Below are 25804 nucleotides of genomic sequence, written 5' to 3' on the forward strand. Positions count from 1 at the left end.
TATTTCCAAATGCATCATTCACTCTTGGACACATTCCATAGTATCGGACCAATTAAATCAGCGTACCCATCGACATCGCTGCTGACGGCAACAAGGTCTTGCTGATTACCTATTTTCGTAACAGGTAAGTAATCCCATACTTCCTGCTGTAACTCTTCCACATATGGATATGCCTCTTCAAATGAGCTTTGTCTCGTAATATCTTCCAGCAGCTGATCAATTTCCTCACTATCCGTCCAGCCTGGGTATGCAGCTTTTGAATCAAGAAAAGGCAACTGATGCAATGTCGGACGAACAGCAAATGTCATCGGAAATATATCAAAGCTCTCAGGCTCTGTCCGTACTTCTTGAACGGTTGGCCAGTCATAAATATCAAGTGTTGTATTTACACCAATCGCTTCCAGTACTTCTTGTGCAACAATCGATAAACTATAGTGATCCGGGTAATCTCTCGTGGAAAGAATCGTAACTTCTTCCCCGTTATAGTCAGATTCCTCAACGAGTTGTGCTGCAGCCTCTATATCGCCCTGATTATACAGTTCCTCTCCAGCTGTACTATGCCAATTTACCTGGTCAGGTAAAGCCAACCCCGAATCAAGCTCAAAAAAGTTTTCATTAGTGTATGCAGCCGTCATTGCTTCTTCCGCATTAAAAGCTGTATTGAATGCTTCTCTCAATTTAATATCAGAAAATGGTCCGGACTGATTATTGTACACAAACGCCGAAATACCGCCATCACTGTAAAAAGCATCCACACCATCTGCAGTTTCTACCTGATCGGCATTATCAAGCGGAATATCAAAGGCTATATCATATTCACCGGTAGTAACACCTGCTACTCTCGTAGATGCATCCGGCACAATATTAAAATAAATGTCTTTTACCAGTGCTTCTTTCTTTCCGGCTAATCCACTTGGAGCTTCATCTGTAGATTCATAGTCATCAAACCTTGTTAAATGAATATGCTGATCTGCTGTCCACTCTTCTAATTGAAAGGGACCTGTACCAACATATTCTTCCAGACCTGTTTCACCGGCTGATTCAACACTTTCCTTTGGAACAATGGCCGGAAAAGGTGCGGTATCAGCCAATACATATGGAATAATTAATGAAGCTTCCTCGATATGCATCTCCACTGTATATGTATCTGCTTCTATAAATTCAGCGCCGGCCAAGTTTGCCTTCCCCTGTGTCGATGTTTCCATCCATTTCTCCATAGAAGCTACGACATCTTCTGCTTGCATTTCTTCTCCATTATGAAACAGAACACCTTCACGCAAATTGAATGTATACGTTAAACCATCATCACTAACTTCATAGGATTCCGCCAGTGATGGAACAACTTCATACTGCTCATTAAGCGTTAAGAGTTGTTCATAAACCTGTCTGGAGACATCTCTTGTTGACTGGTTTGTTGTCATATGCGGATCCATTGTTTGTAGATTTGTAGGATATGCGACGTTTAAAGTAGCATCTGTATTCGCATCACCTGAAGCATTTTCTGCTCCTTCAGTATTTGTATCTTCATCTCCGCCACAGGCGGCCAGTACAGTTAATATTAGAAATAATAATACTGTTAATAAAATTTTTCTCATACTTCTTACCCCCAAGATTTTAATATTATCATCGTACTTGAAACACAATTCAATTACAACTATTCCAACTTGTTTAGTATACTTTTGTTTTTGAGGCTTCCTTGGGGAGCAGTTCCCATCGGTTTTAAGTTATATAAAGAGACCATTCTTAATCAGACAATTGAAGTACAGCGGAACAACCCTCAATCAGTTAAACTTTAACTTTATAAGCAGATCATAAAAATAAGGTTCTCTTAGGCAGTTCGCCTCTGTTTTTCATAGAAATCAATCTTATTGCCTATGCAACAGGTTTAAAGTATACAAGAAACGGCTATGGCTATGAAGTATAATAAAGAAAATGGAGTGAAGCAGGTGGATGCCATAGAGGATTTAGAGATCCGGATTGAACAGCAACGATCAAAAATGTATCAGGCTTTTAAGGAAAACAGGGATTACGATGAACTCACGAGAATTTCACAGAATTTGGATCTGTTGCTGAACAAACTGGAGAAAATGAAAAAACGTAAAAACATGCAGTAAGCGCTTGCCCCTTGGACGGGCAGGCGTTTTTTTGGGTATATAAATCTTTCTTTTGTATATGAAGATCATGATGAATGATATCCTTCCACAGCGGGTATAGTCCAATGTAACATTCTACAGAAGGAGGTTCTAGTATGGATAAGAAGATCATCGGCGGTGTGTTTTCTGATGTAGCTACTACCGAAAAAGTAATTCTGGAGCTGAAGGAGCATGGCTACGATTCGGAGCATATCTCGGTCTTTGCCCATGATAAAAGCAAGGTAGATGTGCTGGAAGACGAGACGAATACCGGTGTAACCACGAACGACGAAGGACGTGGAAAAAACGCCGGAAAAGGTGCAGGTATTGGCGCAGCTTCCGGTGGTATACTCGGTGGACTTGGCGGACTGGTTGTCGGTCTTGGCCTGCTGACCATCCCCGGTATTGGTCAGATCGCAGCAGCAGGACCGTTGGCAGCAGCACTGAGTGGTGCCGCAGTGGCAGCTGGTGGCGGGGGCATTATCGGCGCCCTTGTCGGACTTGGCATGCCGGAGGAACAGGCGAAACAGTATGAAGGTTTTCTGAAGAATGGAAAAATCATTGTATTGGTCGAAGCAGATGAGGAGCATGAGAACAAAGTATACGGGACCTTCCTTAATCATGATACGGAAAACAGTTCTATGTATCCGGATCGTATGACTGTCGGCAGTAGAAGCACCGATCATCGATAAGTCGAAACAGGTTGTTTATGCTGGGCGATAACAAGCATATTACCTTCTTATATTCCATCCCAACAACGCCTGGATCACATTACTTTGTCCAGGCGTTGTTTCTTTGTAAAACGTTGCTTTTATGTATAAAAAACAGCATTTAAGGCGATAATTGCCAGCATAGAAGCACCATATATCGTCCAGGCTAAAACTTTGTTTTCTTTTGGTGCTTCTTTAATTTTTATAACCTGATAAAGTTTGTACGTAGAAAGCACAAAGATAAGTACTGTAATAAAAATAAGTTCATTCACTTTGCAGCACCTCTCCATTAATAAAATCCAAAGAAGGATAAAAGCATGACCCCAATCAATGACACAGAGCAGCCAACGAGAAGGATAACAAGTACCAATTTCTTTTCTTTTGTTTCGCTCCAAACCACAACACCAATGATCAAGGTAAACACGATTCCAAAGAATAAAGCCGCATAAGGATTTGTCGGTATAAGAAAGTCATTCGCCTGCAGCCAGTCCATATGTTACCCCCTATTTCATCTCACGCTTCATCCATTCACGCAATTTTGCTTTTGGAAAATAAATATGGTTATTGATTTTCATGTGGGGAATATCAGGGTAGTCCTTTATTAAGGAAACAGTATCCTCCTTGGAAATACCAAGAAAATGATGGATGTCCTTTTCCTTGATCAAAACCAGGCTGTCATCTGATTCCAATACATCCCATGCATTGGGGTTCTTGAAGTTTTTCAGCCCATCCCCGATAAAATACCCAAAGCCAGCAAGCCCGGCGGCAAGCCAAAAAAAGTCCAGTTCCATACTTTTCACCCCTTCACTCCTGGTTTTCTATTCCACAAGCTCCATCTGCTCTGTTAATTGCTGCAGCTCTTCAAGTTCTATATTCGGGTCGATGATCATCATGGAATAAGTCAAACCGTCTTCCTGCCAATGCAGCAAACGAAATCCATCTGTATCCGTAAAGGTTCCATCCATCCCGCGCACGGTGACTTCCTGTTCATCCGGCATGGCAAAGTCTTCATCGACATCCTCCGGTGAATCAAAAACAGCCAGTGTCGCAAAGGGCACACCATCTTTCGTATATTCAATATTGACTTCTGTCCGTTCGGCAATCCCTTCCATATCAAATTTATCTATGGTGCTAATTTCAAGCCCTTCTTCTTCAGGGAGATAATAAAACGGCTTTCCTACCCCTTCCAAAGCATCTTCAAGGGAAATCTCTTCGGTATCCATAAAATTATCCAGATTTGTTACTTCCGCATCCTCCGGTATTTCCAGTGTAAATATATCCTCAGGAATGTCTGCACCCATTTCAAATTTGGTATAGACCACTTCCGACTTTTGATCTCCTGTCCAGAAAATCATTTTCAGCACCATCCAGTTCTCCTTGTCGATCCATAATTCCAGTCTGCCAAACAGACTGTTTTCATCATTCGGCTCAGCAACCAGATGGTATGTGTCACGCCCGGCAACTTCATCATCTCCCTCATTGGAGATGTCGTGAGTGTCACGAATAAAATCCAGCATGACATTTGCCTGTTCCTTCGGGGAAGGCTGATTGAATTCCAACAGTTCTTCATCATCCATAACGATTGCCTTATTTTCCTCCACTTGGTAGGTCGTCATGTTGCTTCCATCATTTACTGCAATCGATGTGTCATCTCCAGCTTCATTTTCTGCCTCCACCCGGATTTTTCCATCTTCACTTCGCCATTCTTTCATGAAAATCGTTTCTTCCTCCGCCCCATCCGTGCTTATGATCGATGTGGATTCTGCATAATATGCCGGCAGCTCCTCTTCCGCTATCGCATGGTTAATCATTTGTTCCGGTGAATAATTGCTGGATTCCTCTGAACAACCAACTCCCATTACCAAGACTCCCGCCAGCAGTAATACTGTTTTTATTTTATTCATTTGCTATCCCTTCCCTTTTAATTGCCGGCAAGCTGCAAATAACACAGGTGCCAACATTTTCTTTTGAAAAAATCTGTACGTTTCCGCCGTGCTTTTCTATTACCTGCTTTGTAATACTCAGGCCCAGGCCTGTTCTGCTCTTGTCATTTTTATTTCTTGCTTCATCCGCCTGATAAAGCGGATCGAATACATACGCCAATTTATCCGCAGGAATGCCTTTCCCCTCATTTTGCACAATAAAATATACAGTATCTGTTTCCGTTGCTATCTCTTTTTCCGGTATAAAATCAAACAGGATGTCAGCGAGCTTTTTACGATCCGATACGGCGGCGAGCCAGATTTCCCCATTTTCCGGAGTATGTGCCATCGCATTGGAGACTAAATTATCGGCAACCCGCGTCATTTGCTTTGGATTTACGTTGTACATGCCTTGTACTTCTGCAAGGGCATGAATGGCAATTTCTTTTTGTTTGCCTAAAGGTTCATAATCCGCCACGAGCATGTCAAAAAATTCGTTTCCATCCACCTGGACGAGCTCCATGTCATGCTCCCGTGATTGAAGCAAGGTATAGGTTAATAAATCATCCAGCATATGCTGCATAAAATCCGCTTTTTCAATGATTACATTCCGGTAGTCGCTTCTTTCCTTCGGGGTTAGATCATTTTCCGCTTTCAGAGATTCGGCATACGTTTTAATGGAAGTAAGCGGCGTTTTCAAATCATGGGAAATACTCGCAATCAAATATTCCTTGGCCTGCTGCTCCTGTTCAACAGCCTTTCTGGCAGCCATGACTTGGTGGCTCATGTCATAGAAATGCTCCGTCACTTTGCCTACTTCATCATTTTTTACCGGCTTTTCTTCCACAGGCTGCCCTTGGGCAAAAGCAGTCATGTTATTCATTAATCCTGTCAAAGGTCTGTTCAGCTTTTTATTCACCATTCGGATGACAGTGATATAAATGAGGGAGAAAACGAGCAAGAAAATGGTACCGACAAGATATCCCCGATTTTCCACACCGGTTACCCATTCCTCTCGCCCCATCTGGACTTGAAAAAACCCGGTTAGCTCATTATTGTCAAACACCGGCTGTTTATATGTATAGGCCCGGTAACCTTGTTCCAGGGAATACAGGTCTTCGTACAACTGCTGTTTGCCCAGGCTATGGTGGGTTGACGTAAAAGAAGGATTGGACGTATAGATGACGATACCATCCTGATTGTACAGCGCGATCGATAAGTTTTGCCCTGCTAAATTTTCGACATTCTCAAAATTTCCGCCAGGCGTATACAGTCGCGGTTGGTCCAGTACCTGTTTCACTTCTTCCAGCTCTGCCATGACTTCAATATGTTCAGCCACTTTTTGTTCATCGTTGTAGGTGTTGATCCACCCAAGCAAAAGATATGCTGCAAGCAGCGGCAGAAGCATGACGATAAAATATGATAGTAATAGCCATGTTTTTATTTTCACTTTAACTCTCCTATAAATCGGTAGCCCTGTCCCCATACCGTCTGAATAAACTTCGGTGTTTTTACCGGATCCTTCAACTTTTCCCTTAGTGATTTAATGTGAACGGTGACTGTGTGAGCTCCGTCTGCTTCCACCTGGTTCCAAACATGCTCATATAATTCTGTCTTGGAGAAAGTCCGCTCCGGGTGTTTGGCCAGCACAGCCAGCAGCTTAAATTCCAGGGAGGTGAGGGAAATTTTTTCCTCCTCCAGCAACACCTGACGCCGATCCCAGTCAATGGTCAAGCCATGCATGTAATTCGCTACATCCTTTTCTTCCGGCACACCCTGATACCTTCTCCATCTGCGCAGATGGGATTCCACCCTTGCCTTTAATTCCGCCAGGCTAAATGGTTTTGCTACATAGTCATCCGCTCCAAGATGCAGTCCTTCGATTTTATCTTCATCCTCTTTGCGCGCGCTGATAATGATCATTGGCACATCACTTTGTAAGCGGATATTTTTGCATAACGTAAAACCGTCCATTTCCGGCAGCATCAGGTCCACCAGCACCAGATCATACGCCATTTCCTGAAAATCCTCCCAGCCCTCCAAGCCGGTCGTCGCCCAGGTAACATGGTAGTTTTCCCTGGAAAATGTATCCCGGACAATTCTCCCAATTTCCGGATCATCTTCCACAAGTAAAATGCTCGCTTGCATGAATAATTCCTCCTGTATATGTAATATAGCATGGCAAAATTGGCTTACATCAGATTTTATAAATTCTTTATAATTATTATAGCCCTCCTGTGGGCCACGGGGTAGAGGGAGTGCTCGGGACAGTGGGACAGGTCAATTGCCCCGGTGAAATAGAGGATGCATTTGCCAGTGTATGTTTACATATTGTATAGCAGATAGATGTACAAATCGAGGTGAATTTGTGAAAGTAACGTCAAATAATATATAAGAACATACCAGTAAAAGTAAGGGTGAAGAAAAAGTAATCGAGGTGAATCTTTTGAATGAACTAAAAATAGCTGTATTAAGAGTTGTTGAAATTTTTTCTATATTGGCAATTTGTTTGGCGTTTACGATTTATGTCTTACAGCCTATTTATGAAAGCTTTGGTATTACATTTATGGGAAATGTATGGGTAAATTGGTTTGGACTGACTTATATTCTTTTTGTCTTTTACACGTTGATTACTGCTTTGTTTTTATGGAAGGACAGTATTCTTTTCAAACAACGACTTAAATCCGTCTTTTTTTGGCTTGCGTTTATTGGTGCAAACTATATAGTTTTTATTCCCTTTCTAAAAGGTGAAAACCCATTTTAAATTTAATTAAGTAGTGACGGTTAGATTATTTTGTGGTAGCGTAACAACAGTATTGCTTATCGTGGAAGCAGTAGAGTTCAATATGAAGGGAGGATAAAATGAGTGAAACACACTGGGATATAAAAGAAGTGAAGCGTTTAAAAAAGAACCAATTACTTCAATCCAATCTCGTAATGCTTTTGTTATTCGTGCTGTTTGGTTACTTCGCCATGAATGCAAATCCTTTCCTCTTCATAGGTGGATTTAGTGTACTTATATGGATCATAGTTGCCATCACGTTATACACCCTGATGACGGGAAGGTATATTGGTACAAAGACGAGTAGAATGGTGCAGGAATTTGACAGATGTCGATTGGGACAGAAGCGTTGGAAGCGAAGAAAAGTAATCGAGGCTGCCATCATCAGTATTATAAGTGTTTTTATTACTGGATTAGTATTTATTATGGATTTTAACTCTGTAAGATTGGAATTTCCTATGAGTGTATTTCCATTTATCGGGGCGTGGGCAGGCTACAATATTGGAGAGATAATCAGAATGAACAATTTGTAAGGATAATTGAAAAATAAGAAGAGTAGCTTGTTAAAGTAATTGGTGCTTTTCATAAAGAAGAGAGAAGTTGCATTGCAGTTGTTAGGGAACGGAAAGCGACTCAAGATGTACGGGTGATTTACTAGATAAGTATTCAGTGATTGTAATGTTTAAACAAGATAATATGGTATTGCTATTAAAAGTGAAGATAGAAGAAAAAAATTCATTATTGAAAGGATCTGCCATTATGGAAAAGGATACGGAAGAGCAAATTTTACAGGAATTAAAGCATATAAATACATCATTAGAACATATAAATAGCAAGTTGGAAGATGCTGACAAAGACGATAAACCAAGTTTTATTATATCGGACATCATAAAATCTCTGTTAATAGGAATTGTTATTGTTGGGCCTGCTTTGGCAGTTGTGGTAATAGGGTTTTTCATTGTTTACAATTGGTTATTCGGCTAAGGGGAGATGAACCCTGGCCTCTGGCAAGATAGTTTTCCCTCCACAAGAAGGAATGGATTATTGAGGATAATCGAGATTTAAGGCCGCCGCTCCCATGGCTCGATCTGCCCAATGGTGTGTGTTTTCTCCCGCTTCTGCATCGCTTCTACTACACCTGCTGAAATTTCCTGATGGGTTAACCATCTTGAGTGGGTTCCTTCCAATATAAATCCCAATTGAACCTGGTGATATAAACAATTTTCCGGTACAGCAGCTTCTTTCTTCATTTGATCTATATCTGAACTGCTCCCCAGCACATGGAACAACTCCCATTGGTGATTATTCCGGGAAGCCTCTTTTGTTATAACATCAAGCGCCTCCTCAGCGTATGAATGAATCCACGCCATAACCAGATCAATATCCCCATGTTGCTTTATGACTGAATTTATCTGTTCTTTCAGCTCATCACTGTTTTTATAATCCACCAAAATGGGCGTAACCCGGTTTTTGATATTCGCTTTTGCTATCAGTCTATGCATTCGATCGGGATTTCTGGCAATGATCGATACGTGATACCCCTGATCCAGAAGCCATAACGTTGCTCCTGATAACATCCCTGTCCCGCCGACAACAAGTGCGTGTTTCATTGAATTCCCCCCTGAATTTTTCAACCAACGCGTATGATTGCCAATTTTCTTTCACATCCAGTATAATATGTATTAACCAAATAGGAAAGGAAGCGGAATATGATTTATAAACCACGCCATAAATCTGCTGAATTGCAAGTGTTGGCAGCACTGAACACCCGAATGCATCTTCCCCCTAATGATAAGAAAAATTATTTGAATCTGGTTAAGGGGCTGGAAGGGGAACTCCGGTTTGATTCATTTTCGGAAAAGCTTCAATGCGACTGCCTTGTCCTCAATGATTTGCTGCTCACCTCAAACAACACCTCATTTCAAATTGATTCCCTAATTATTACTACGGATACCATTCATCTTTATGAAATTAAAAATTTCGAAGGGGACTATTATTATCGGGACAATCGTTTTTACAGTATGCGGCACACTGAAATTGTTAACCCACTTCACCAGTTAAGCCGAAAAGAAACACTACTGCGTCCATTGCTTGGAAAACACGGATTTAAATTTCCTGTAGACGGGAATGTAGTCTTTGTTAATGAAAATTTCACCCTCTATCAGGCGCCTGTAAACGAGCCCATAATTTATCCAACCCAATTGAAAAATTATTTTAACAACCTTAACACGATTCCTTCTAAATTAAATAAGACGCATAAAATGCTGGCAGACAAATTAGTCTCCCTCCATATCACTGATCCACCCGACAAACAAAAATTTCCTCGCTATAATTTCGACCAGCTCCGTAAAGGGCTTTGCTGTGGAAAGTGCCGTTCGCTTACTGTCATGATTGAGGGAAAGAAAAGTGTATGTTCAAATTGTAATTATAATGAATTGGTGGAAAGGACGGTGGTCCGGGCAGCCAAGGATTTCAAACTTCTGTTTCCGGAAGAAAAAATGACGACAAGTATTATTCATGATTGGTGTGCGGGGATGGGATCAAAAAAACAAATCAGAAGAATATTAAATCAATATTTTAAAAGCGTAAATAAAAATAGATGGGTGTACTATGAGTAGGAGGGCAGATTTTCAAGGGAATCGATTAACTTATTCGGTCCACGAGTGGAGAGCAACTGGACTTTTAGGTTGTTTGCAACGCTTTTAAACTTTGAGGACATTGCTATCGGAGTTCTCAAGCATATTTTCTGCGAGTCGGGGCGTTGACAACGGCTCTATCGGACTTATCTGGCGCTTTTTTTGCGAGTCGGGGCGTTGACAACTGCTCTATTGGACTTACCTAGCGCTTTTTCGGCGAGTCGGGGCGTTGACTAAGGCTCTATTGGACTTATCTTGCACTTTTTCAGACATTCAGGGCACTGACAACAGCTCTATCGGACTTATCTAGCGCTTTTTTTGCGAGTCGGGGCGTTGACAACTGCTCTATTGGACTTACCTAGCGCTTTTTCGGCGAGTCGGGGCGTTGATAACAGCTCTATCGGACTTATCTAACGCTTTTCCATCGAGTCAGGGCACTGACAACGGCTCTATCGGACTTATCTAGCGCTTTTTCGGCGAGTCGGGGCGTTGATAACGGTTCTATTGGACTTATCTAGCGCTTTTTCTGCAATCCAGGGCACAGACAACAGCTCTATCGGACTTATCTAGCGCTTTTCCATCCATTCAGGGCACTGACAACGGCTCTATCTGACTTATCTGGCGCTTTTCCATCGAGTCAGGGCACTGACAACGGCTCTATCGGACTTATCTAGCGCTTTTCCATCCATTCAGGGCACTGACAACGGCTCTATTGGACTTACCTAGCGCTTTTTCGGCGAGTCGGGGCGTTGACAACAGCTCTATTGGACTTATCTAGCGCTTTTTCGGCGAGTCGGGGCGTTGACAACAGCTTTATCGGACTTATCTAACGCTTTTTCATCGAGTCGGGGCGTTGATAACAACTCTATCGGACTTATCTAGCGCTTTTCCATCGAGTCGGGGCGTTGACAACGGCTCTATTGGACTTATCTAGCGCTTTTTCGGCGAGTCGGGGCGTTGACAACAGCTCTATTGGACTTACCTAGCGCTTTTTCGGCGAGTCGGGGCGTTGATAACAGCTCTATCTGACTTATCTAGCGCTTTTTCAGCCATTCAGGGCACTGACAACGGCTCTATCGGACTTATCTAGCGCTTTTCCATCCATTCAGGGCGTTGACAACGGCTCTATCGGACTTATCTAACGCTTTTCCATCGAGTCAGGGCACTGACAACGGCTCTATTGGACTTATCTGGCGCTTTTCCATCGAGTCAGGGCACTGACAACGGCTCTATCTGACTTATCTAGCGCTTTTTCAGCCATTCAGGGCACTGACAACGGCTCTATCGGACTTATCTTGCACTTTTTCTGCAATCCAGGGCACAGACAACAGCTCTATCGGACTTATCTAACGCTTTTCCATCGAGTCAGGGCACTGACAACGGCTCTATCTTACTTATCTAGCGCTTTTCCAGCCATTCAGGGCACTGACAACAACTCTATCGGACTTACCTAACGCTTTTCCAGCCATTCAGGGCACTGACAACAACTCTATCTGACTTATCTAACGCTTTTTCGGCGAGTCAGGGCACTGACAACGGCTCTATCGGACTTATCTAGCGCTTTTCCAGCCATTCAGGGCACTGACAACAACTCTATCTGACTTATCTAACGCTTTTTCGGCGAGTCAGGGCACTGACAACGGCTCTATCGGACTTATCTAGCGCTTTTCCATCGAGTCGGGGCGTTGATAACAGCTCTATTGGACTTATCTGGCGCTTTTCCATCGAGTCAGGGCACTGACAACGGCTCTATCTGACTTATCTAGCGCTTTTCCAGCCATTCAGGGCACTGACAACAACTCTATCGGACTTACCTAACGCTTTTCCAGCCATTCAGGGCACTGACAACTGCTCTATCTTACTTATTTAGCGCTTTTCCATCGAGTCAGGGCATAGACAACGACTCTATCGGATTCTCCAGGCATATGTTCCATGATTTTCGACCTTGCAAATAACCTTATTGGATTTCCAGCATCATTAGTCTCTTCAAAGAATAGAATTCTATTAAATATCTTTTTCAAAAGGCAATAGATAGAGCGGAAGCCACCAGCCTCCGCTCATCAACAACTCTATACAGGTCAATTACGCAGCATCATCCTTTTCATCTTTCCCTGTAATTTTATCCACCAGCATGGCAATAGCACCGTCACCGGTTACGTTGGCTGCTGTACCAAAGCTGTCCTGTGCCATATACAAGGCGATCATTAAGCCCAGTGCCGTTTCATTAAATCCGAGCATCGTACTCAACAGACCCAGTGCTGCCATTACAGCACCACCCGGGACACCCGGAGCTGCGATCATAATAATTCCCAGCATGAAGATAAACGGCATCATCATGCCAAAGGTTGGCATGGATAGATCATTAGTCAGCACCATCACCGCTACAGCACACATGACTAGTGTAATGGTACTTCCGGACAAATGAATGGTCGCACATAATGGCACAGCCGAGTCTGCCACGCCATCACGCACCTTATTATTTTTCGACGAACGGACTGTAACCGGAATAGTAGCGGCACTCGACATGGTCCCCAATCCCGTAAAATAGGCAGGCAGCATGGTTTTTAATGATGCAAATGGATTTTTTCCCGTATATCCGCCAGCAGTTAAGTAAAGTACAATAATCCAAACCCAATGGGTGGCAACTGCCATCACAAGCACAAGACCAAATGCCTGCAATGTTTCAAATACCGCTCCATCCGCAGCAAGTTCGGCAAAAATACTTGCGATGTAAAATGGCAATATTGGTATAATGATTTTCCAGATGAGCCGCTCGATAATTTCTTTGCCTTCATCAAAGAAAGCGCGCAATGTCGGACTTTCCATCCGGGTGATCCCAATACCAAAAACAAAAGCAAGAACAAGTGCGGTAACAACACCTGTAATCGGGTCAATCGCAAACTCAAAGAATGGCTCAAATCCGGCTGTTTCTTCTGCAGATCCTCCGCCATTTCCAACGAGCATCGGGATAACTATAAGAGCAACAATAAACGCTAATGTGCCCGCCAGAACAGTGGAGGAGTAGGCAATTGCGGCAGTAGTGCCGAGCATTTTGCCTGAATGCTTACCAAAACTGGCAATTCCGCTGACAATAAAAAAGATAATAATAAGCGGAATGACAAACCCTAAAAACTGTCCGAAAATCTCTTTAAAAGTTACGATCACCCGAATAAGAAATTCCGGAGCAACCAGCCCAATGATGATACCGCCTACAATACCAAGTACCAATTTAAAAATCAGCTTCATTACTTCACTCCTTTTTTAAAATAATATGCAGAATAAAAATACCACCTCCTATGATAAATATATGAATTCTTTTGCCTTAATATGTAAGTAAAATGGAGAACCGCGAACGCTTCACTACTGTTCGCAGCACTCCATGGTTAACATGTTAATCTGTAAATTCATGCTCTGCCAGCATGATCGCTATCTCATCTTCAATTCCCTTAATATTGGAACTTGGGCTTATAAAGTTGTTAACCAAAACGGAAAAAATCAGATCCTCCCCATCCATGGTAGTCACGTATCCTGATAAAGCAGATACAGTGTTGAGTGATCCGGTTTTCCCTGTAACATTTCCTTGAGCGGGTCCTTCAGTCATTCGGTTACGTAATGTTCCTCCTACAAACCGTTCGTCCGCACCAGCTACCGGCAAGGAATATTCAAAAGTCGGGAACCAGCTTTGATCCTGAACTTGATACAATAATTCAGCAACTTCATTAGCCGGGATATGATTGACGTGCGACATTCCTGAACCATCGTGAAAATATATTGTATCTGCATTAACACCCAGACCATCGATGGTATCATTCACTACATCCAGTCCTCTGTTCCAGCTTCCTTCATCATGGACTACTTTGCCCATCTCTTTCACTAACACTTCACCATGACCATTGTTGCTTAATTTCATATATGGAATCATGAGCTCTTCAAGCGGCATGGAATCTCTTGATGTAAGTATAGTTGCATCTTTTGGAGTTTCATCGAGACGCACTTTGGAATTTCCAATAAAATCAATTCCCTGCTCTTCCAGGGACTTTTTAAAGACATCGACAGCATAGCCTGTCGGTTCCCAGACGGTAACCCATGAGCGCTGCAGCGAGCCATCTTCCGGCATGGTTCCTTCGATGATAATATCATTTGTACCGCGGTCACGCACGATGGAAATACTCCGTGATTCTCCCGCAGGTACCATTTCCGTATTATTAACGATATTTACATAATCCGTTTCCGGGACAACAGTTACTTCTGCTTCGCTGTCATCTTCGGAAGGAGTTACTTCCACAATGACTGTTCCTGCATCATAATCTTCATTTGGGGAAAGACTTAATGCCGAAATCTGTGATGCATAATAATATGGCTCGTCCGGCCAGGTAATACCTCTCGACAGGCGAACATCATCATACCACGTGTCATCTCCAACCAGGTCTCCTTTAATTTTATCAATTCCCTGATCTTTTAAATCCATGGCAAATTGATCGAAGTCTTCTTTTAATAGGGTCGGATCTCCTTTACCTTTTAAAAATAAGTCACCATGCAGGACAGGCCCTCTCAAATCCCCATCTGTCAGCACTTCCGTAGAAAATGTGTAATCCTCTCCAAGGACCTCCAATGCGGCAGCTCCAGAGAACAGCTTCATATTGGAAGCCGGATGCAAGCGGATATCCCCATCACGGGAATACAATGTTTCGCCAGTATCCGCATCCATCACACTTATCCCCGCTACTGTTCCGTCTAAGTGGGGGTTGTCCAATATAGCCAGCATTTTCTCCTCAATCGTTGCATTTTCCAGCAGTTCTTCCTCTGCCACATCATTGGTAGCGGTTACAAATAAACCGTCATGTTGTGCGGCAAATGGCATAATCGCTAAAACAGCAATGAACAAAAATAAGAACAGCTTTTGCAGACTAAATTTCTCTCTCAATGAAAACACACATCCTTTTTAGTATAATTTTGAATATTATCATACCAAAAATTATGTTGAAAATGGTGGATTTTTAGAAAAATCGTTCTCATTGCCCAGGTTATGGATAAGATTGACAGAAAACCCGGGACGCTGAGCCCAGCGGTATAGTAATCTATACCTATAGGCTGATAATAGTTTTACTTTTACATTAATAGCGGTTACGCGGGGGATATGTTTTACCTGAAAATGAGCAGGGAATGGTTTTATATAGATTGATAGCATTGGAAGAGCGGCAGCATGAATCACTTTGCAGCAAAGGAGTGACAATATGGAGCAGGTACTATTTATTCAGGCAGGAACCGGGATGGATGTGCACGGTCAGGATATAACAAAAGCAGCAGTAAGGGCTACGGAAAATGCCATTTGGTATAATTCATTGCCGGGGATTGAAAAAATGATGCCGGACGGCAATGCAGACAATATGAAAGTCAACGTAAGGCTGGCTGTGCCGCTGGAACGCGATCAAGTGGATGTGGAAAAGGTTAAAGAAGCCATTCCTTATGGCACTGTTTCCGTTGATGTCACAGAAGGCGGCATGGCTACAAGCAGTGGGATAATTTTGGAAGATAAAGAAGATGACAATGATTTGATGTATATGGTGAATGCTTCGGTGGAAGTGGGATATTAAAAAGATTCGGCCCACGTTAGTCCCTGATGAAGGCTGTAAAAAAACCTGCCGCATCCGTATTCAGGATGTGACAGGTTTTTTCCTTACCGCCAAAATGTAGTGTAGTCTGCCTTATCCTCTATGTTAAATGCAATCATTTTTTCAAGCAGCGTATAATCAACCGGATTATTCCACTTGATACGAATCAGCTCCTTCGTATGATTATAACCTGCCTCATTAATCTCACCTGCGAAACGTTCAATCCCCACACGTTCAGGAGCTACAGCCAAATGCTGCTTGGCTGCACTAAAACCAATAATGTATGTAATGTGATCGGTAAACATCGGCTGTTTCCACTTTAATTCCGGCACTAAACCCGGAAATTATGGACACCCAGCGCAATACTTCTTCCGTTCTTTCCCTTGCTTTTCATCGTAAAAGGGTGCATGGTCCTTCCTTCTCATATATTGAATTGCTGCCAGGCAGGCGAGGACAGTATTTCTTCTTTGTAATTTAATTTTCAAGCATTTACAAGAGTGGCAAATAGGTGAAAAGGCAATAATTTATATCCATTACCAAGAGACCTGCAGGAGAACATATTTACAGGCGCAAGTATATTCATAAAGCTTGCGCCTTCTTCTATTTTTAGGAAACTATTATAGTGGGAACTTTAATTTTAATTATTGGTAAAGTTGTTCTGTAGTTCTATTTCTGAAGTTATCTTGTAAGAGGTGCTATTTATCTTGCTTCTTGTTTTTCGTATTTCTCCGTGTTGCGTGGTGGATAGCTTTTAATAATTTCATAATACTTTTCAGCTCCCAATCCACCTTCGTCAATCATTCTTGATATTCCTTTTGTCCGCATTTCTTTTTCCTTTTTAATTTTCATTCTGTAATCGTTTTTATTGGTCATTTTATCTCCCTCCTTTCTATGATCCTCTACTATTATTATAACAAATTTTGGTTTATTTCTCATAAACAAAACTCATTTACATGCACGTCCCTGAGCTCCGTATGATTTTAGACATAGTTCAACCTATCTATAAATCAGTATTAGTATTCTGAAAATAGGTACTTATCACACTGTTGCCTCTCGCTTTAGCGTGCTACCATTTTATTTGGATAGATTAATAGAATAGGAGGAAGAATTTATGTTCGTAAAGAATCATAGCAAATTTATAAGCATACTGTTGGCTTTCATTATGGTTTTTACTATTCTGGCTCCTCATGCAGCCGGGGCATCAGATTTGGAGCAGGGCTCCACGCTTGAAAGTCATGAGTTGGAAGATGGAGTAACTGCGCCGATTTATTCTTATGAGGATGCAATCAAAGAAACGATCTATATTGCATCCGAAATGGACAGCGACCGTGACGGCGAAATGGATTTAATTGCCGCCGATATTATGCGGCCGCAGGAAACGGAAGAGGGGGTTGAAGTGCCTGTCATCATGGATGCCAGCCCTTACTATGAAAGCATGGGACGCGGAAATGAGTCGGAGATTAAGGATCCGGACGGAGATGGGATCAATGATTTTTTCCCGCTGTACTATGATAACTATTTCGTGCCGAGAGGATATGCGGTTGTTTTGCCGGACATGACGGGTACATACAACTCTGACGGCTGTCCGACAACTGGCGGCTGGGAAGAAACGGAAGGCGTGAAAGTGGTCATTGACTGGCTCAATGGTGAGGGCATGGCTTGGGATGCCGATGGGAATGAAATTCAGGCAGACTGGTCCACCGGAAAAGTAGGAATGGTAGGAAAATCCTATGACGGGACGCTTGCCAATGCTGCAGCCGCTGAGGGTGTCGAAGGCTTGGAAACCATTGTGCCAATTGGTGCCATTAGCAGCTGGTATGATTACTACCGTTATGGCGGGATTCCGTTTTACTATAACGGCCCATCCGGTTTAGCACAAAGAGTCACAGCGAGCGGAAATGTGGAACAATGCGCCCCGGTCCGTGAAGACATGCGTATTGCTGCAGATGATGCTACAGGCAATTACAACGAATTCTGGGAAGAACGTGATTATGTAAAGGATGCAGATCAAGTGGAAGCAAGTGTATTTGTCATCCACGGCATCAACGACTATAACGTAAAAGCAAATCACTTTTCCAACTGGTGGAACGAGCTGGCGGAAAATGATGTACCGAGAAAGCTATGGATCTCGCAAACCGGTCATGTCGAACCATTTGATTTCCGTCGGGCCGAGTGGGTGGATACGTTGCACCGCTGGTTCGATTACTGGCTGCTCGATATTGATAACGGCATTATGGACGAGCCGATGGTGGATATTGAACGCGGCAAAGACGAGTGGGAAACATACAGTGCCTGGCCTGATGAAAATACAGAAGATGTAAATGTACGACTGGCCCCATCTGATGAACTGCCAGGAACCTTGGCGACCAGTCCTGTATTGGATAGCTTCACACAATCATTTAGCGATGACCCGAGACAGACGGACGCAGAAATGGTGGAAGATGAATTTACGGATAAAGACAATCGACTTATCTTTTTATCACCGGAATTAGAGGAAGATGTGCGTCTGAGCGGCGTTCCTGAACTTGATATTCATGCTGCCATTGACGAAGAAGACACGAACCTTACTGCCATGATTGTGGATTATGGTAGTGACGAGCGAATCAACCATCGCAGCCGGGAAGAAGGAATTCGCACGCTGGATACCGTTTCCTGCTGGGGTGAAGGAGATGATGTGGACGATGGCTGCTACAGGGACACAGAGATTGTAACCCATGAAGCTGACTATGAAATTGTCACCCACGGCTGGCTTGACGCACAAAATAGAGAATCCCTGGAATATCAAGTACCACTAGTGCCTGGAGAAAAGTACAGCTTTACTTGGGAGACACTTCCTGAGGACTATGTTTTTAAAGAGGGACATCGCATTGGCATCGTCATTGCCGGAAGTGCCAACAGATGGACAGTGCCGGATCAAAATAGGGCTACCTTTGATGTATCTCTCGGGGATAGCAACATCAGCCTGCCAATCGTTGGAGGAAAAAAAGCCCTGGATGCAGCGTTAGGCTATCAGGGAGGCAGTCTTCCTGAAAATGCAGCTGACATGCTGGACATTGTACACTATTATGAAGAAGGGGAAGCATTTTCCAACCCTGGTGTTTTCCGTTCCCTTAACGCACATCTGACAGCAGTAGATCGATTTGAAAGCAGGGGAGACACGGAAAAAGCGGTTAGACATTTAACAAACTTTGCACACCTGCTGGAGGTGCATAAGGAAAATATGTCAGGAGAAGCCTATCAGGTTTTGACGGCAGATAAGGATTATTTGCTTGCGGAATGGCAGTAATTACTGGAAGGGGAGCACCTGGAGAAAATTTCTTCAGGTGCTCTAAATTTTGCTGTATCTATTTTTTCATACTGCTTCAGAAGCATGCCACTGTAATATTAAAATATGGGCTTTTCACTATATCCTTTTAACCGTTGCGTCCATATGATGCATCTCTGCTGGCATTGCACCAACTCTTTTATCCCTTGCCGGGTCTGGGTCTCCCATACTTCACTCTTGAAGAAGGCCAGCGTGAAGCCTTTTTCTTCTTTGCAAGTTATCTGCGCTCTTTGTAAATAACCATTGCCCCATAGCCAAATAAAGACATGGAAAATTTAACCTCTATTATTTCTATATCCTGCTCCAGAAGAGCATTCACCTTTTTGTCGAGTCCGTTTTCAGTCATGGCTGCAAATGTCTTGACTTTCATATCATATCTCCCTTGTTTTAGATTCCACTAACTATTATATTTTTCAGGCAGCAGTTCCAACACATTACATTTTACCAGTTCACCCTGATAAGAAAGGATCACATCCGTTTCTTTCCCATAATCACTGATCAGCTCCCGACACATACCACAGGGTGCTACGACCCAACATGTTTTTATGTTTTCATGCGGGTGCGGATGGGCTACCGCGACTATCGTATCAAATTTATGCTCCCCTTCCGAGATCGCCTTGCCGAGGCTCATTGCTTCCCCGCAAACAGTAATTCTTCCTACATTGGCTTCCATATGTACCGCTGAGAACACTTTTCCTGAAGCTGTTCTTACCGCAGCACCAATATGATGCTTTCCATATTTGTAATTGGTTTCTATTACTTCTTCCGCTTCCTTTATCAGCTCATAGTCACGCTCACTCAGTGGTTTTACGTTTAACATGGCACTACCTTCTTCTCTGTTATTTTATTGAACCTCTTTTATACTATAACACTATTTTTTTATAAGTTGGCCCGGTTTTACATTCACACTATACAGATTCACTTAAAATGACGCCCACCTTCCGCTGTCCGCTTCCCACATCGCGCAAATTATTGTCATGATCTATGCTCCACCTTCATATATTCATATGAATAACGGACAAGCGCAAAAAAAGGAAAGGAGACAGCAAAAATGAAAACCCTTACACATTTTTTCGACCGTTTTGTTCAGCGTTATTTGCCTGATGCCTTCTTATTTGCTGTTATACTCACATTCATTGTGTATTTAATGGGCATGTTCTTTACGGACAGTTCTCCCATTCAAATGATAAGCCATTGGGGAGAGGGCTTCTGGGACTTACTTGCTTTTGCCATGCAGATGTCCTTAATTGTTGCCACCGGTTATATACTGGCACATACACCGGCAGTTAGAAAATTGCTGACGAAGCTGAGTGAGCTGGCAAACACGCCCGGACAGGCTATTTTGCTAGTTACGTTTGTAGCTGCAGTGGCATCTTTTATCAACTATGGTTTTGGACTTGTTGTTGGTGCACTTCTTGCTATTTATGTGGCCAGGAGAGTCCCGTCTCTCGACTACCGGCTGCTTGTAGCCAGTGCCTATAGCGGCTTTCTGCTTTGGCACGGGGGATTATCCGCTTCTGCGCCACTCCTTATCGCTACTGAAGGGCATTTTCTGGAAGAGACGATAGGGACCATACCAGTCGTGGAGACGATATTCAGCAGTTTTAACTTATTTATTGTTATTTTTATTCTCGTAACTCTTCCCTTGCTGAATTGGTACTTGATGAAAAGCAGAGGGCCGCTGAGCCAGACGGATTCCGCATCATGGGAAAAAGCAGAAGAGGAGGCGCATAAAGCAGAACAGGAAGAAGAAAGGGAACCGGAAAAAACATTTGCTGCCCGGATGGAAAACAGCAAATTCATATCCCTTTTAATCGGTGCCATGGGACTGGTGTATATTGTATACCATTTTGTACAGCATGGTTTTGATCTAAATTTAAATATTGTTATTTTCATTTTCTTATTTGCAGGTATTGTGTTACACCAGACACCAAAGCGTTTTCTTGCCAGCGTAACGGAGGCTGTAAAAAATGTGGGCGGCATTGTCATTCAGTTCCCTTTTTATGCAGGTATCATGGGGATGATGGTGGAGTCAGGACTTTCTCAGCAAATGTCCCAGTTCTTTATTAACATATCCACCGAATTCACATTTCCGCTGTTTACGTTTATCAGCGCAGGTATTGTAAACTTCTTTGTCCCCTCGGGCGGTGGTCAATGGGCCGTCCAGGGACCGATTATGATTCCGGCTTCTCTGGAAATTGGTGTGGATGCTGCAAAAACAACCATGGCTGTTGCCTGGGGCGATGCGTGGACCAATATGATTCAGCCATTCTGGGCACTTCCACTTTTGGCGATAGCCGGGTTAAAAGTCCGGGATATTATGGGCTTTTGTGCGATAATATTAATCTACAGTTTCTTTCCCATCGCCATCGGACTATTGTTCTTTTGATATACATAACAAAGAGCATGCCGGAGCTCCCATTCCGGCATGCTTTATTTTAATTTCCCTCCGCTTCAGTTACATCTCCTTCATCTTCTTCCTCTTGTACAAACAGATCTTTAAGATCTTCCTCTTCAATCACAGGGTCGGCTTCAAGAATAAGCTGTTCCACCTTGGCCTGGGCAGCTTCAATGTCCATTTCCTGATGGATTCGATCCCTTCTCAGTTCGTCCTTCATGTCTTCAAATTCACCGATGTCCTCCTCTTTTTCCCTTTTGTCATTTACTTTAATAATATGATAGCCATACGACGTTTCCACAGGGTCGCTGATATCGCCCGGCTCCATCGCAAATGCAGCATCTTCAAATTCGGGGACCATTGAACCGGCTGAAAAATAGCCAAGCCATCCGCCATCATCTGCATTGGATAAGTCGGTTGAATAATCTCTTGCCAATTCATCAAATGCTTCGCCTTCTTCAATCTTCTCTTTCACTTCCCATGCCGTTTGTTCCTCTTCCACTAGTATATGCTGGGCATCAATTTCATAGATTTGACGATCATAGGCTTCTCTCAACTCTTCATCAGTAATTTCTATATCTTCCGCAGCTACTGCTTCCTGTAATAGACTCATATGAATGATTTGCCGCATGGCTGCTTCATCTTTAATGCCCTGGTGCTCCAAATACATGTCGAACTGATCTCCCAGTTGCTCTTTAGCAAGCTCTATTTCCTGATCTATCTCCTCTTCGTCAACCGAATAACTTTCACTTAATACCTCATACGTAATCATTTCTTCCAGCACCGTTTCTCCGTAACGGTCCTTCAGCTCCTGGTAAAATTCCTCCTTCGTAATTGTACCAGCATTCGTTTCCGCTATGATCTCCGATTCTGCCTGAGATGTATTACATGCTCCGAGGAACAATAAAGTGGATGAAAATACAAGTGCCATTGTCTTTTGTTTCATGATCATCGCTCCTTTTTTAAAATGAGATGATAACTGGATGTTATCTATGTATATCAGCCCCGCAGCATGCAGTTAGCCGCACACTGCAGGGGCTTTCATAAATATCTTTACTCTTCTGTAGCTAAATCAGTTATAGCAGTTTGAACGATATCGCCAACCATCTGGATTTTTTCCGGGCTGACCTTATCAATCGTATCTTCCGGAGTATGGTACCACGGCTCAAGTGAGTGCGTACCCGGTTCTCTCCAAATAAAGTTAGCTGCATCTATACCTTCATTGTAAAATGGCACATGATCTGATGCTCCGCGCTGGAAAAGGAATAGGACATCCAAGTCCACCTTCTCCTGAGCAGCTTCGGCATATTGCCATACGGTATTCGGTGCACCATCAACCACGTTTACATATAGTGTTGTCGCCGGCTCCCAGTTCGTACCGATCATATCCATATTAAAATTGGCAGCACTTCGGTCAACCTCATCCTCGGAAAGTTGGTCCACATAATAGTAGGAACCTACCAGCCCAATTTCTTCTGCTCCAAAGGCCACAAAGCGGATCTCCTTATTGGTATCAATATCCTTTAACACCCGTGCCATTTCCAGGAGGCCCGAAGTACCGGAACCATTATCATTGGCACCAGGGGAGCCCGGTACACTATCATAATGGGCTGTCACATGAATGATTTCCGGATCTTCCACACCCTCCGGTGTCAAGGTGGCAATCACATTTTGCGAAATATCTCCGCCTCTGATTTCAAACTCCTGCTGTGAAGCTTCATAACCGAGACTTTCAAACTCCTCCTGAATATAGTCAGCAGCAATTTGTTCCTCTTCAGTCCCTGCTACCCGCTCACCAAGTTCCACGCTTAAATACTCAAGGTGATCCATGGCATTATTTGCATTAAAGTAACCTTCCCATTCTTCTATTAAAAAGTCACTGTAAGTCTGCAATGCCTCTTCTGCAGCAGCAATTATTTGATCATTGTCCACCTGATGGGTCAGCAGTAGCTTAAAGCTTTCCATATGTCTGATCACTTTATCAATTTCCTGCTGTTCTTCATATTGCTCAACCGCTGTCAGGTGTGTAGTTAATGCACGTACAGCGCTATCACTTTCAAATGCACCCTGTTCATCCAAAAGTTCTACAAACGCTTTCATTCTTGATGCACTAATGTCATTAAAAGCAGCATCGTCAATCGTTGTTGTTTGCTCCGGATCTGTTTCTGACGTTGCCGTAAATGTCAGACCTACAGGTGCCGTCGCTTCTTCTGGGATCTCCACATATACAGGTACATTCACTGTTTCACCTGCCGGTACTTCAATGACATTATGCTCAACCATGGTCTCCCAGTCAGATTCTGCTTGGACACGAATTAAATCTGTTTCTTCGCCGGTGTTTGTCACAGCGTAATTATGCACGCTGACACGTCCGGCTTCGGCTCTTTCAACTTCCCCACTTTCAGCTTCAAGGCCTCGTTCAAAGACCCCATCTTCATCTAAATGGCGAACTGCTGTCCGATACTTAAGGACGCCATCATCGTCTCTGTATTTATCTAAAATATAGAATTGAAGACGATTGTATGGATCTTTGTATTCACTGACAATATTTTCTCCGCTAACACTATCAAAGTCCCCGCTTACCAAAGTTTCTCCATTTCCTGCATTGAATAGAGCGTCGGCAAGTTGTCGAGGATCACCTTTTGTTACCATAGCTTCTGTACCATCAGGTCTTGTAAAATCCACCTCATTAATATCTTCCGGATGTGAATCAACTACCCAAATGAATGGTGCCCTTTCCGCATCTTTTGTTTTGGCAATCAGTACACCGGATTCGGTCGCGAAGGAATCAGCACCGATGCGATCTACCACCTCAATGGTGTAGTTATCGTACCCACCGCTTAACATATCGTTACGCCAGTCACCCTCAAGGTAATCCTCAGGTGTTAAGTCGTCCATGCTGATGTTGATACCATGGAGTCCCGTACGACCGAATTCACTGCCAATCGGAGCTTGGCGTGCAGTAATATCCGCAAACACGGGACCAGTATCTTTTAACTCATCACGGTCCAACTGCAGGACTTCATCATCGGCCAGGAAATCTTGTTTCATCTTATTTCTAAGCATATGTGGTGCCGGTAAGGAAGAACCCAGCGTAGCCGGAATCATCCAACGGGTGTGCGTTCCACCGGGACCATTGAATGCCCCACGACTCATCGTTTCCCAATAACCTGAATAAGTTCTGGGGTCAAGCGCCGCGTTATTATAGTTATCCCCAAGTCCCCGGAGATGGCCAAATTCATGAGCAAATGTAGCCATACCATCACTTTCACCTTGAATGGAAACGCGAATGTTTTGTCCGTTTATTTCTGCACTGGATGCAGCAGACCAAATACTCTTGGCTGCAAGCCAGGAAGTCCATGGTACATAACGAGTTGAAGCCCAGTTAGGCATGTCTTCAAACCCTGGTAAATCTGGTGGTCCAAACTCATCAGTTATGTCCTCGGGGGTTTCGAACATCATTTCTCCGAGTTCTTGCCATACGGTTGATTCGTCATAGCCAGCATGAACGATGAAAGCGAAGTCATACTCTACTCCGGATGCGATTATATCTTCCTCTGCTATTGCTATGCCATCTTCAAATAAGTTTCCTCTTTCATATTCATCAGGCAGAAAACCAGGGTTCATACGACTTTCAAGCCCGTATTGAAATTCGTATTTATCCAGGCGGTAGGGACCATAAGAATCAAGGGTTACGCCCCATTTACCGTAAGAATTTTCTTTCCAAAAGCTATCAATTGTTTGATAGTTATTTAACTCACTTGGCACATTTAAGTAGTCATGCCACCACTCCCCAAGATCTTCGCGGGGAACCGGATCGATTTGTGGATTACCCACCGGATCAGACCCTTTAGGTTCGGTCAGGATAAAATCCTGATCAGGAAAATCGACTATTATTAAGGCTCCTTTAAGTTCTTCTTCCGGTTCCAGATCCGTAGTCGCCCAGTCTATCCCCGGCACAGGATTATAATCATCCCATGTCATATCTTCCGGCAGCACCCATGATTTAGGATCTACCGGATCGGGAAATGCAGGCAGACCTGGAGAATCTGCAGAAACTGCCGTGGAAAATACCATAAAAACCAAGACAGTAAACAGAAAAACGCTTATATATTTTTTCAAACTGTGACCCCTCCTAAATTATGAAACTTCTATACTAGTTGGAGATAGGGACGGCGGGACAAGTATTTCATGCAGCCCTGCCTGTGCCATGCAGCAGTCTTTTACATTGACAGCTGAGCTATCCCTCTCTTTTGCCTTATGTTAAGATAAATGTGTGTACTTTTT

At 43.2% G+C, this 25804-nt stretch carries 24 protein-coding genes and 1 pseudogene; 9 read left to right on the forward strand and 16 right to left on the reverse strand.

Annotated elements, in window-relative coordinates; genetic code table 11:
• Window positions 1-14: 14 nt before the first annotated feature.
• Window positions 15-1595, reverse strand: coding sequence for an ABC transporter substrate-binding protein (locus ACZ42C_RS14520; RefSeq protein WP_461182649.1), 1581 nt, complete (start codon window positions 1593-1595; stop codon window positions 15-17).
• 318 nt (window positions 1596-1913) lie between these two features.
• On the opposite strand from ACZ42C_RS14520, the gene ACZ42C_RS14525 reads away from it, so the two are divergent.
• Both ACZ42C_RS14525 and ACZ42C_RS14530 read left to right on the forward strand, forming a co-directional pair.
• Complete coding sequence (locus ACZ42C_RS14525; protein ID WP_461182650.1) at window positions 1914-2114, forward strand: aspartyl-phosphate phosphatase Spo0E family protein; 201 nt, start codon at window positions 1914-1916, stop codon at window positions 2112-2114.
• Between the two features lie 134 nt (window positions 2115-2248).
• Window positions 2249-2824 carry a general stress protein gene (locus ACZ42C_RS14530; protein WP_461182651.1) on the forward strand — a complete coding sequence of 192 codons (576 nt, stop codon included), beginning with the start codon at window positions 2249-2251 and terminating at the stop codon, window positions 2822-2824.
• 119 nt (window positions 2825-2943) lie between these two features.
• On the opposite strand, the gene ACZ42C_RS14535 is transcribed toward ACZ42C_RS14530, so the two are convergent.
• Genes ACZ42C_RS14535 through ACZ42C_RS14560 form a run of 6 tightly spaced genes read right to left on the reverse strand, consistent with a single transcriptional unit; the run spans window position 2944 to window position 6912 of the window.
• Window positions 2944-3114, reverse strand: coding sequence for a hypothetical protein (locus ACZ42C_RS14535; RefSeq protein ID WP_461182652.1), 171 nt, complete (start codon window positions 3112-3114; stop codon window positions 2944-2946).
• Between the two features lie 17 nt (window positions 3115-3131).
• Window positions 3132-3335 carry a hypothetical protein gene (locus ACZ42C_RS14540; protein WP_461182653.1) on the reverse strand — a complete coding sequence of 68 codons (204 nt, stop codon included), beginning with the start codon at window positions 3333-3335 and terminating at the stop codon, window positions 3132-3134.
• A gap of 10 nt (window positions 3336-3345) precedes the next feature.
• The gene (locus ACZ42C_RS14545) at window positions 3346-3633 is read right to left on the reverse strand and encodes a helix-turn-helix domain-containing protein (RefSeq protein ID WP_461182654.1); all 288 of its coding nucleotides are present in this window, start codon (window positions 3631-3633) and stop codon (window positions 3346-3348) included.
• A gap of 27 nt (window positions 3634-3660) precedes the next feature.
• Window positions 3661-4746 (reverse strand): LolA family protein, encoded by a 1086-nt coding sequence (locus tag ACZ42C_RS14550; RefSeq protein WP_461182655.1) that lies wholly within the window; start codon window positions 4744-4746, stop codon window positions 3661-3663.
• Window positions 4739-6214, reverse strand: a complete 1476-nt coding sequence (locus ACZ42C_RS14555) for a sensor histidine kinase (protein WP_461182656.1) — start codon at window positions 6212-6214, stop codon at window positions 4739-4741. Before ACZ42C_RS14555 ends, ACZ42C_RS14550 begins: the two co-directional genes overlap by 8 nt.
• Entirely contained in the window at window positions 6211-6912 is a 702-nt protein-coding gene (locus ACZ42C_RS14560; RefSeq protein WP_461182657.1) for a response regulator transcription factor, read from the reverse strand. The genes ACZ42C_RS14555 and ACZ42C_RS14560 overlap by 4 nt, the downstream gene beginning before the upstream one ends.
• 289 nt (window positions 6913-7201) lie before the next feature.
• Here ACZ42C_RS14560 and ACZ42C_RS14565 point away from each other — a divergent pair, with 289 nt between their 5' ends.
• The 3 genes from ACZ42C_RS14565 to ACZ42C_RS14575 all read left to right on the forward strand — a co-directional run bounded on the left by ACZ42C_RS14565 (window position 7202) and on the right by ACZ42C_RS14575 (window position 8530).
• Entirely contained in the window at window positions 7202-7528 is a 327-nt protein-coding gene (locus ACZ42C_RS14565) for a hypothetical protein (RefSeq protein ID WP_461182658.1), read from the forward strand.
• A 98-nt stretch (window positions 7529-7626) separates the two neighbouring features.
• The gene (locus ACZ42C_RS14570) at window positions 7627-8079 is read left to right on the forward strand and encodes a hypothetical protein (protein WP_461182659.1); all 453 of its coding nucleotides are present in this window, start codon (window positions 7627-7629) and stop codon (window positions 8077-8079) included.
• A gap of 226 nt (window positions 8080-8305) precedes the next feature.
• The gene (locus ACZ42C_RS14575) at window positions 8306-8530 is read left to right on the forward strand and encodes a hypothetical protein (RefSeq protein ID WP_461182660.1); all 225 of its coding nucleotides are present in this window, start codon (window positions 8306-8308) and stop codon (window positions 8528-8530) included.
• A gap of 77 nt (window positions 8531-8607) precedes the next feature.
• Here ACZ42C_RS14575 and ACZ42C_RS14580 read toward each other — a convergent pair whose 3' ends face one another.
• The gene (locus ACZ42C_RS14580) at window positions 8608-9156 is read right to left on the reverse strand and encodes a short-chain dehydrogenase (protein ID WP_461182661.1); all 549 of its coding nucleotides are present in this window, start codon (window positions 9154-9156) and stop codon (window positions 8608-8610) included.
• Window positions 9157-9255: 99 nt separating this feature from the next.
• Here ACZ42C_RS14580 and ACZ42C_RS14585 point away from each other — a divergent pair, with 99 nt between their 5' ends.
• A complete protein-coding gene (locus ACZ42C_RS14585) occupies window positions 9256-10164 on the forward strand; it encodes an NERD domain-containing protein (protein ID WP_461182662.1) in 909 nt (302 codons plus the stop codon).
• Window positions 10165-12264: 2100 nt separating this feature from the next.
• Here ACZ42C_RS14585 and ACZ42C_RS14590 read toward each other — a convergent pair.
• Window positions 12265-13428 carry a dicarboxylate/amino acid:cation symporter gene (locus ACZ42C_RS14590; RefSeq protein ID WP_461182663.1) on the reverse strand — a complete coding sequence of 388 codons (1164 nt, stop codon included), beginning with the start codon at window positions 13426-13428 and terminating at the stop codon, window positions 12265-12267.
• Window positions 13429-13573: 145 nt separating this feature from the next.
• On the reverse strand, window positions 13574-15043 hold the full coding sequence (gene dacB, locus ACZ42C_RS14595; RefSeq protein WP_461182672.1) for a D-alanyl-D-alanine carboxypeptidase/D-alanyl-D-alanine endopeptidase: 1470 nt from the start codon (window positions 15041-15043) through the stop codon (window positions 13574-13576).
• A 373-nt stretch (window positions 15044-15416) separates the two neighbouring features.
• On the opposite strand from dacB, the gene ACZ42C_RS14600 reads away from it, so the two are divergent.
• A complete protein-coding gene (locus tag ACZ42C_RS14600) occupies window positions 15417-15776 on the forward strand; it encodes a Lin0512 family protein (protein ID WP_461182664.1) in 360 nt (119 codons plus the stop codon).
• A gap of 83 nt (window positions 15777-15859) precedes the next feature.
• Here ACZ42C_RS14600 and ACZ42C_RS14605 read toward each other — a convergent pair.
• Both ACZ42C_RS14605 and ACZ42C_RS14610 read right to left on the reverse strand, forming a co-directional pair.
• A pseudogene (locus ACZ42C_RS14605) lies at window positions 15860-16178 on the reverse strand (iron chaperone); the annotation flags it as partial.
• 315 nt (window positions 16179-16493) lie between these two features.
• Window positions 16494-16667, reverse strand: a complete 174-nt coding sequence (locus ACZ42C_RS14610; RefSeq protein ID WP_461182665.1) for a hypothetical protein — start codon at window positions 16665-16667, stop codon at window positions 16494-16496.
• 238 nt (window positions 16668-16905) lie between these two features.
• Here ACZ42C_RS14610 and ACZ42C_RS14615 point away from each other — a divergent pair, with 238 nt between their 5' ends.
• A complete protein-coding gene (locus tag ACZ42C_RS14615; RefSeq protein WP_461182666.1) occupies window positions 16906-19080 on the forward strand; it encodes a Xaa-Pro dipeptidyl-peptidase in 2175 nt (724 codons plus the stop codon).
• A gap of 256 nt (window positions 19081-19336) precedes the next feature.
• On the opposite strand, the gene ACZ42C_RS14620 is transcribed toward ACZ42C_RS14615, so the two are convergent.
• Both ACZ42C_RS14620 and ACZ42C_RS14625 read right to left on the reverse strand, forming a co-directional pair.
• A complete protein-coding gene (locus tag ACZ42C_RS14620; RefSeq protein ID WP_461182667.1) occupies window positions 19337-19489 on the reverse strand; it encodes a hypothetical protein in 153 nt (50 codons plus the stop codon).
• 27 nt (window positions 19490-19516) lie between these two features.
• Window positions 19517-19939, reverse strand: a complete 423-nt coding sequence (locus ACZ42C_RS14625; protein WP_461182668.1) for a cytidine deaminase — start codon at window positions 19937-19939, stop codon at window positions 19517-19519.
• Between the two features lie 231 nt (window positions 19940-20170).
• Between ACZ42C_RS14625 and ACZ42C_RS14630 the strand changes: the two genes are divergently transcribed.
• Window positions 20171-21508: a short-chain fatty acid transporter gene (locus tag ACZ42C_RS14630; protein ID WP_461182669.1), complete on the forward strand. Its 1338-nt coding sequence runs from the start codon at window positions 20171-20173 to the stop codon at window positions 21506-21508.
• A gap of 49 nt (window positions 21509-21557) precedes the next feature.
• Here the strand turns inward: ACZ42C_RS14630 and ACZ42C_RS14635 are convergent, their stop codons facing one another.
• Together ACZ42C_RS14635 and ACZ42C_RS14640 are read right to left on the reverse strand one after the other, a co-directional pair.
• Entirely contained in the window at window positions 21558-22463 is a 906-nt protein-coding gene (locus ACZ42C_RS14635; RefSeq protein ID WP_461182670.1) for a peptidylprolyl isomerase, read from the reverse strand.
• A gap of 107 nt (window positions 22464-22570) precedes the next feature.
• Window positions 22571-25639: a M28 family peptidase gene (locus tag ACZ42C_RS14640; RefSeq protein ID WP_461182671.1), complete on the reverse strand. Its 3069-nt coding sequence runs from the start codon at window positions 25637-25639 to the stop codon at window positions 22571-22573.
• Window positions 25640-25804: the final 165 nt, after the last annotated feature.

It is taken from the genome of Virgibacillus kimchii (genome assembly GCF_055379185.1).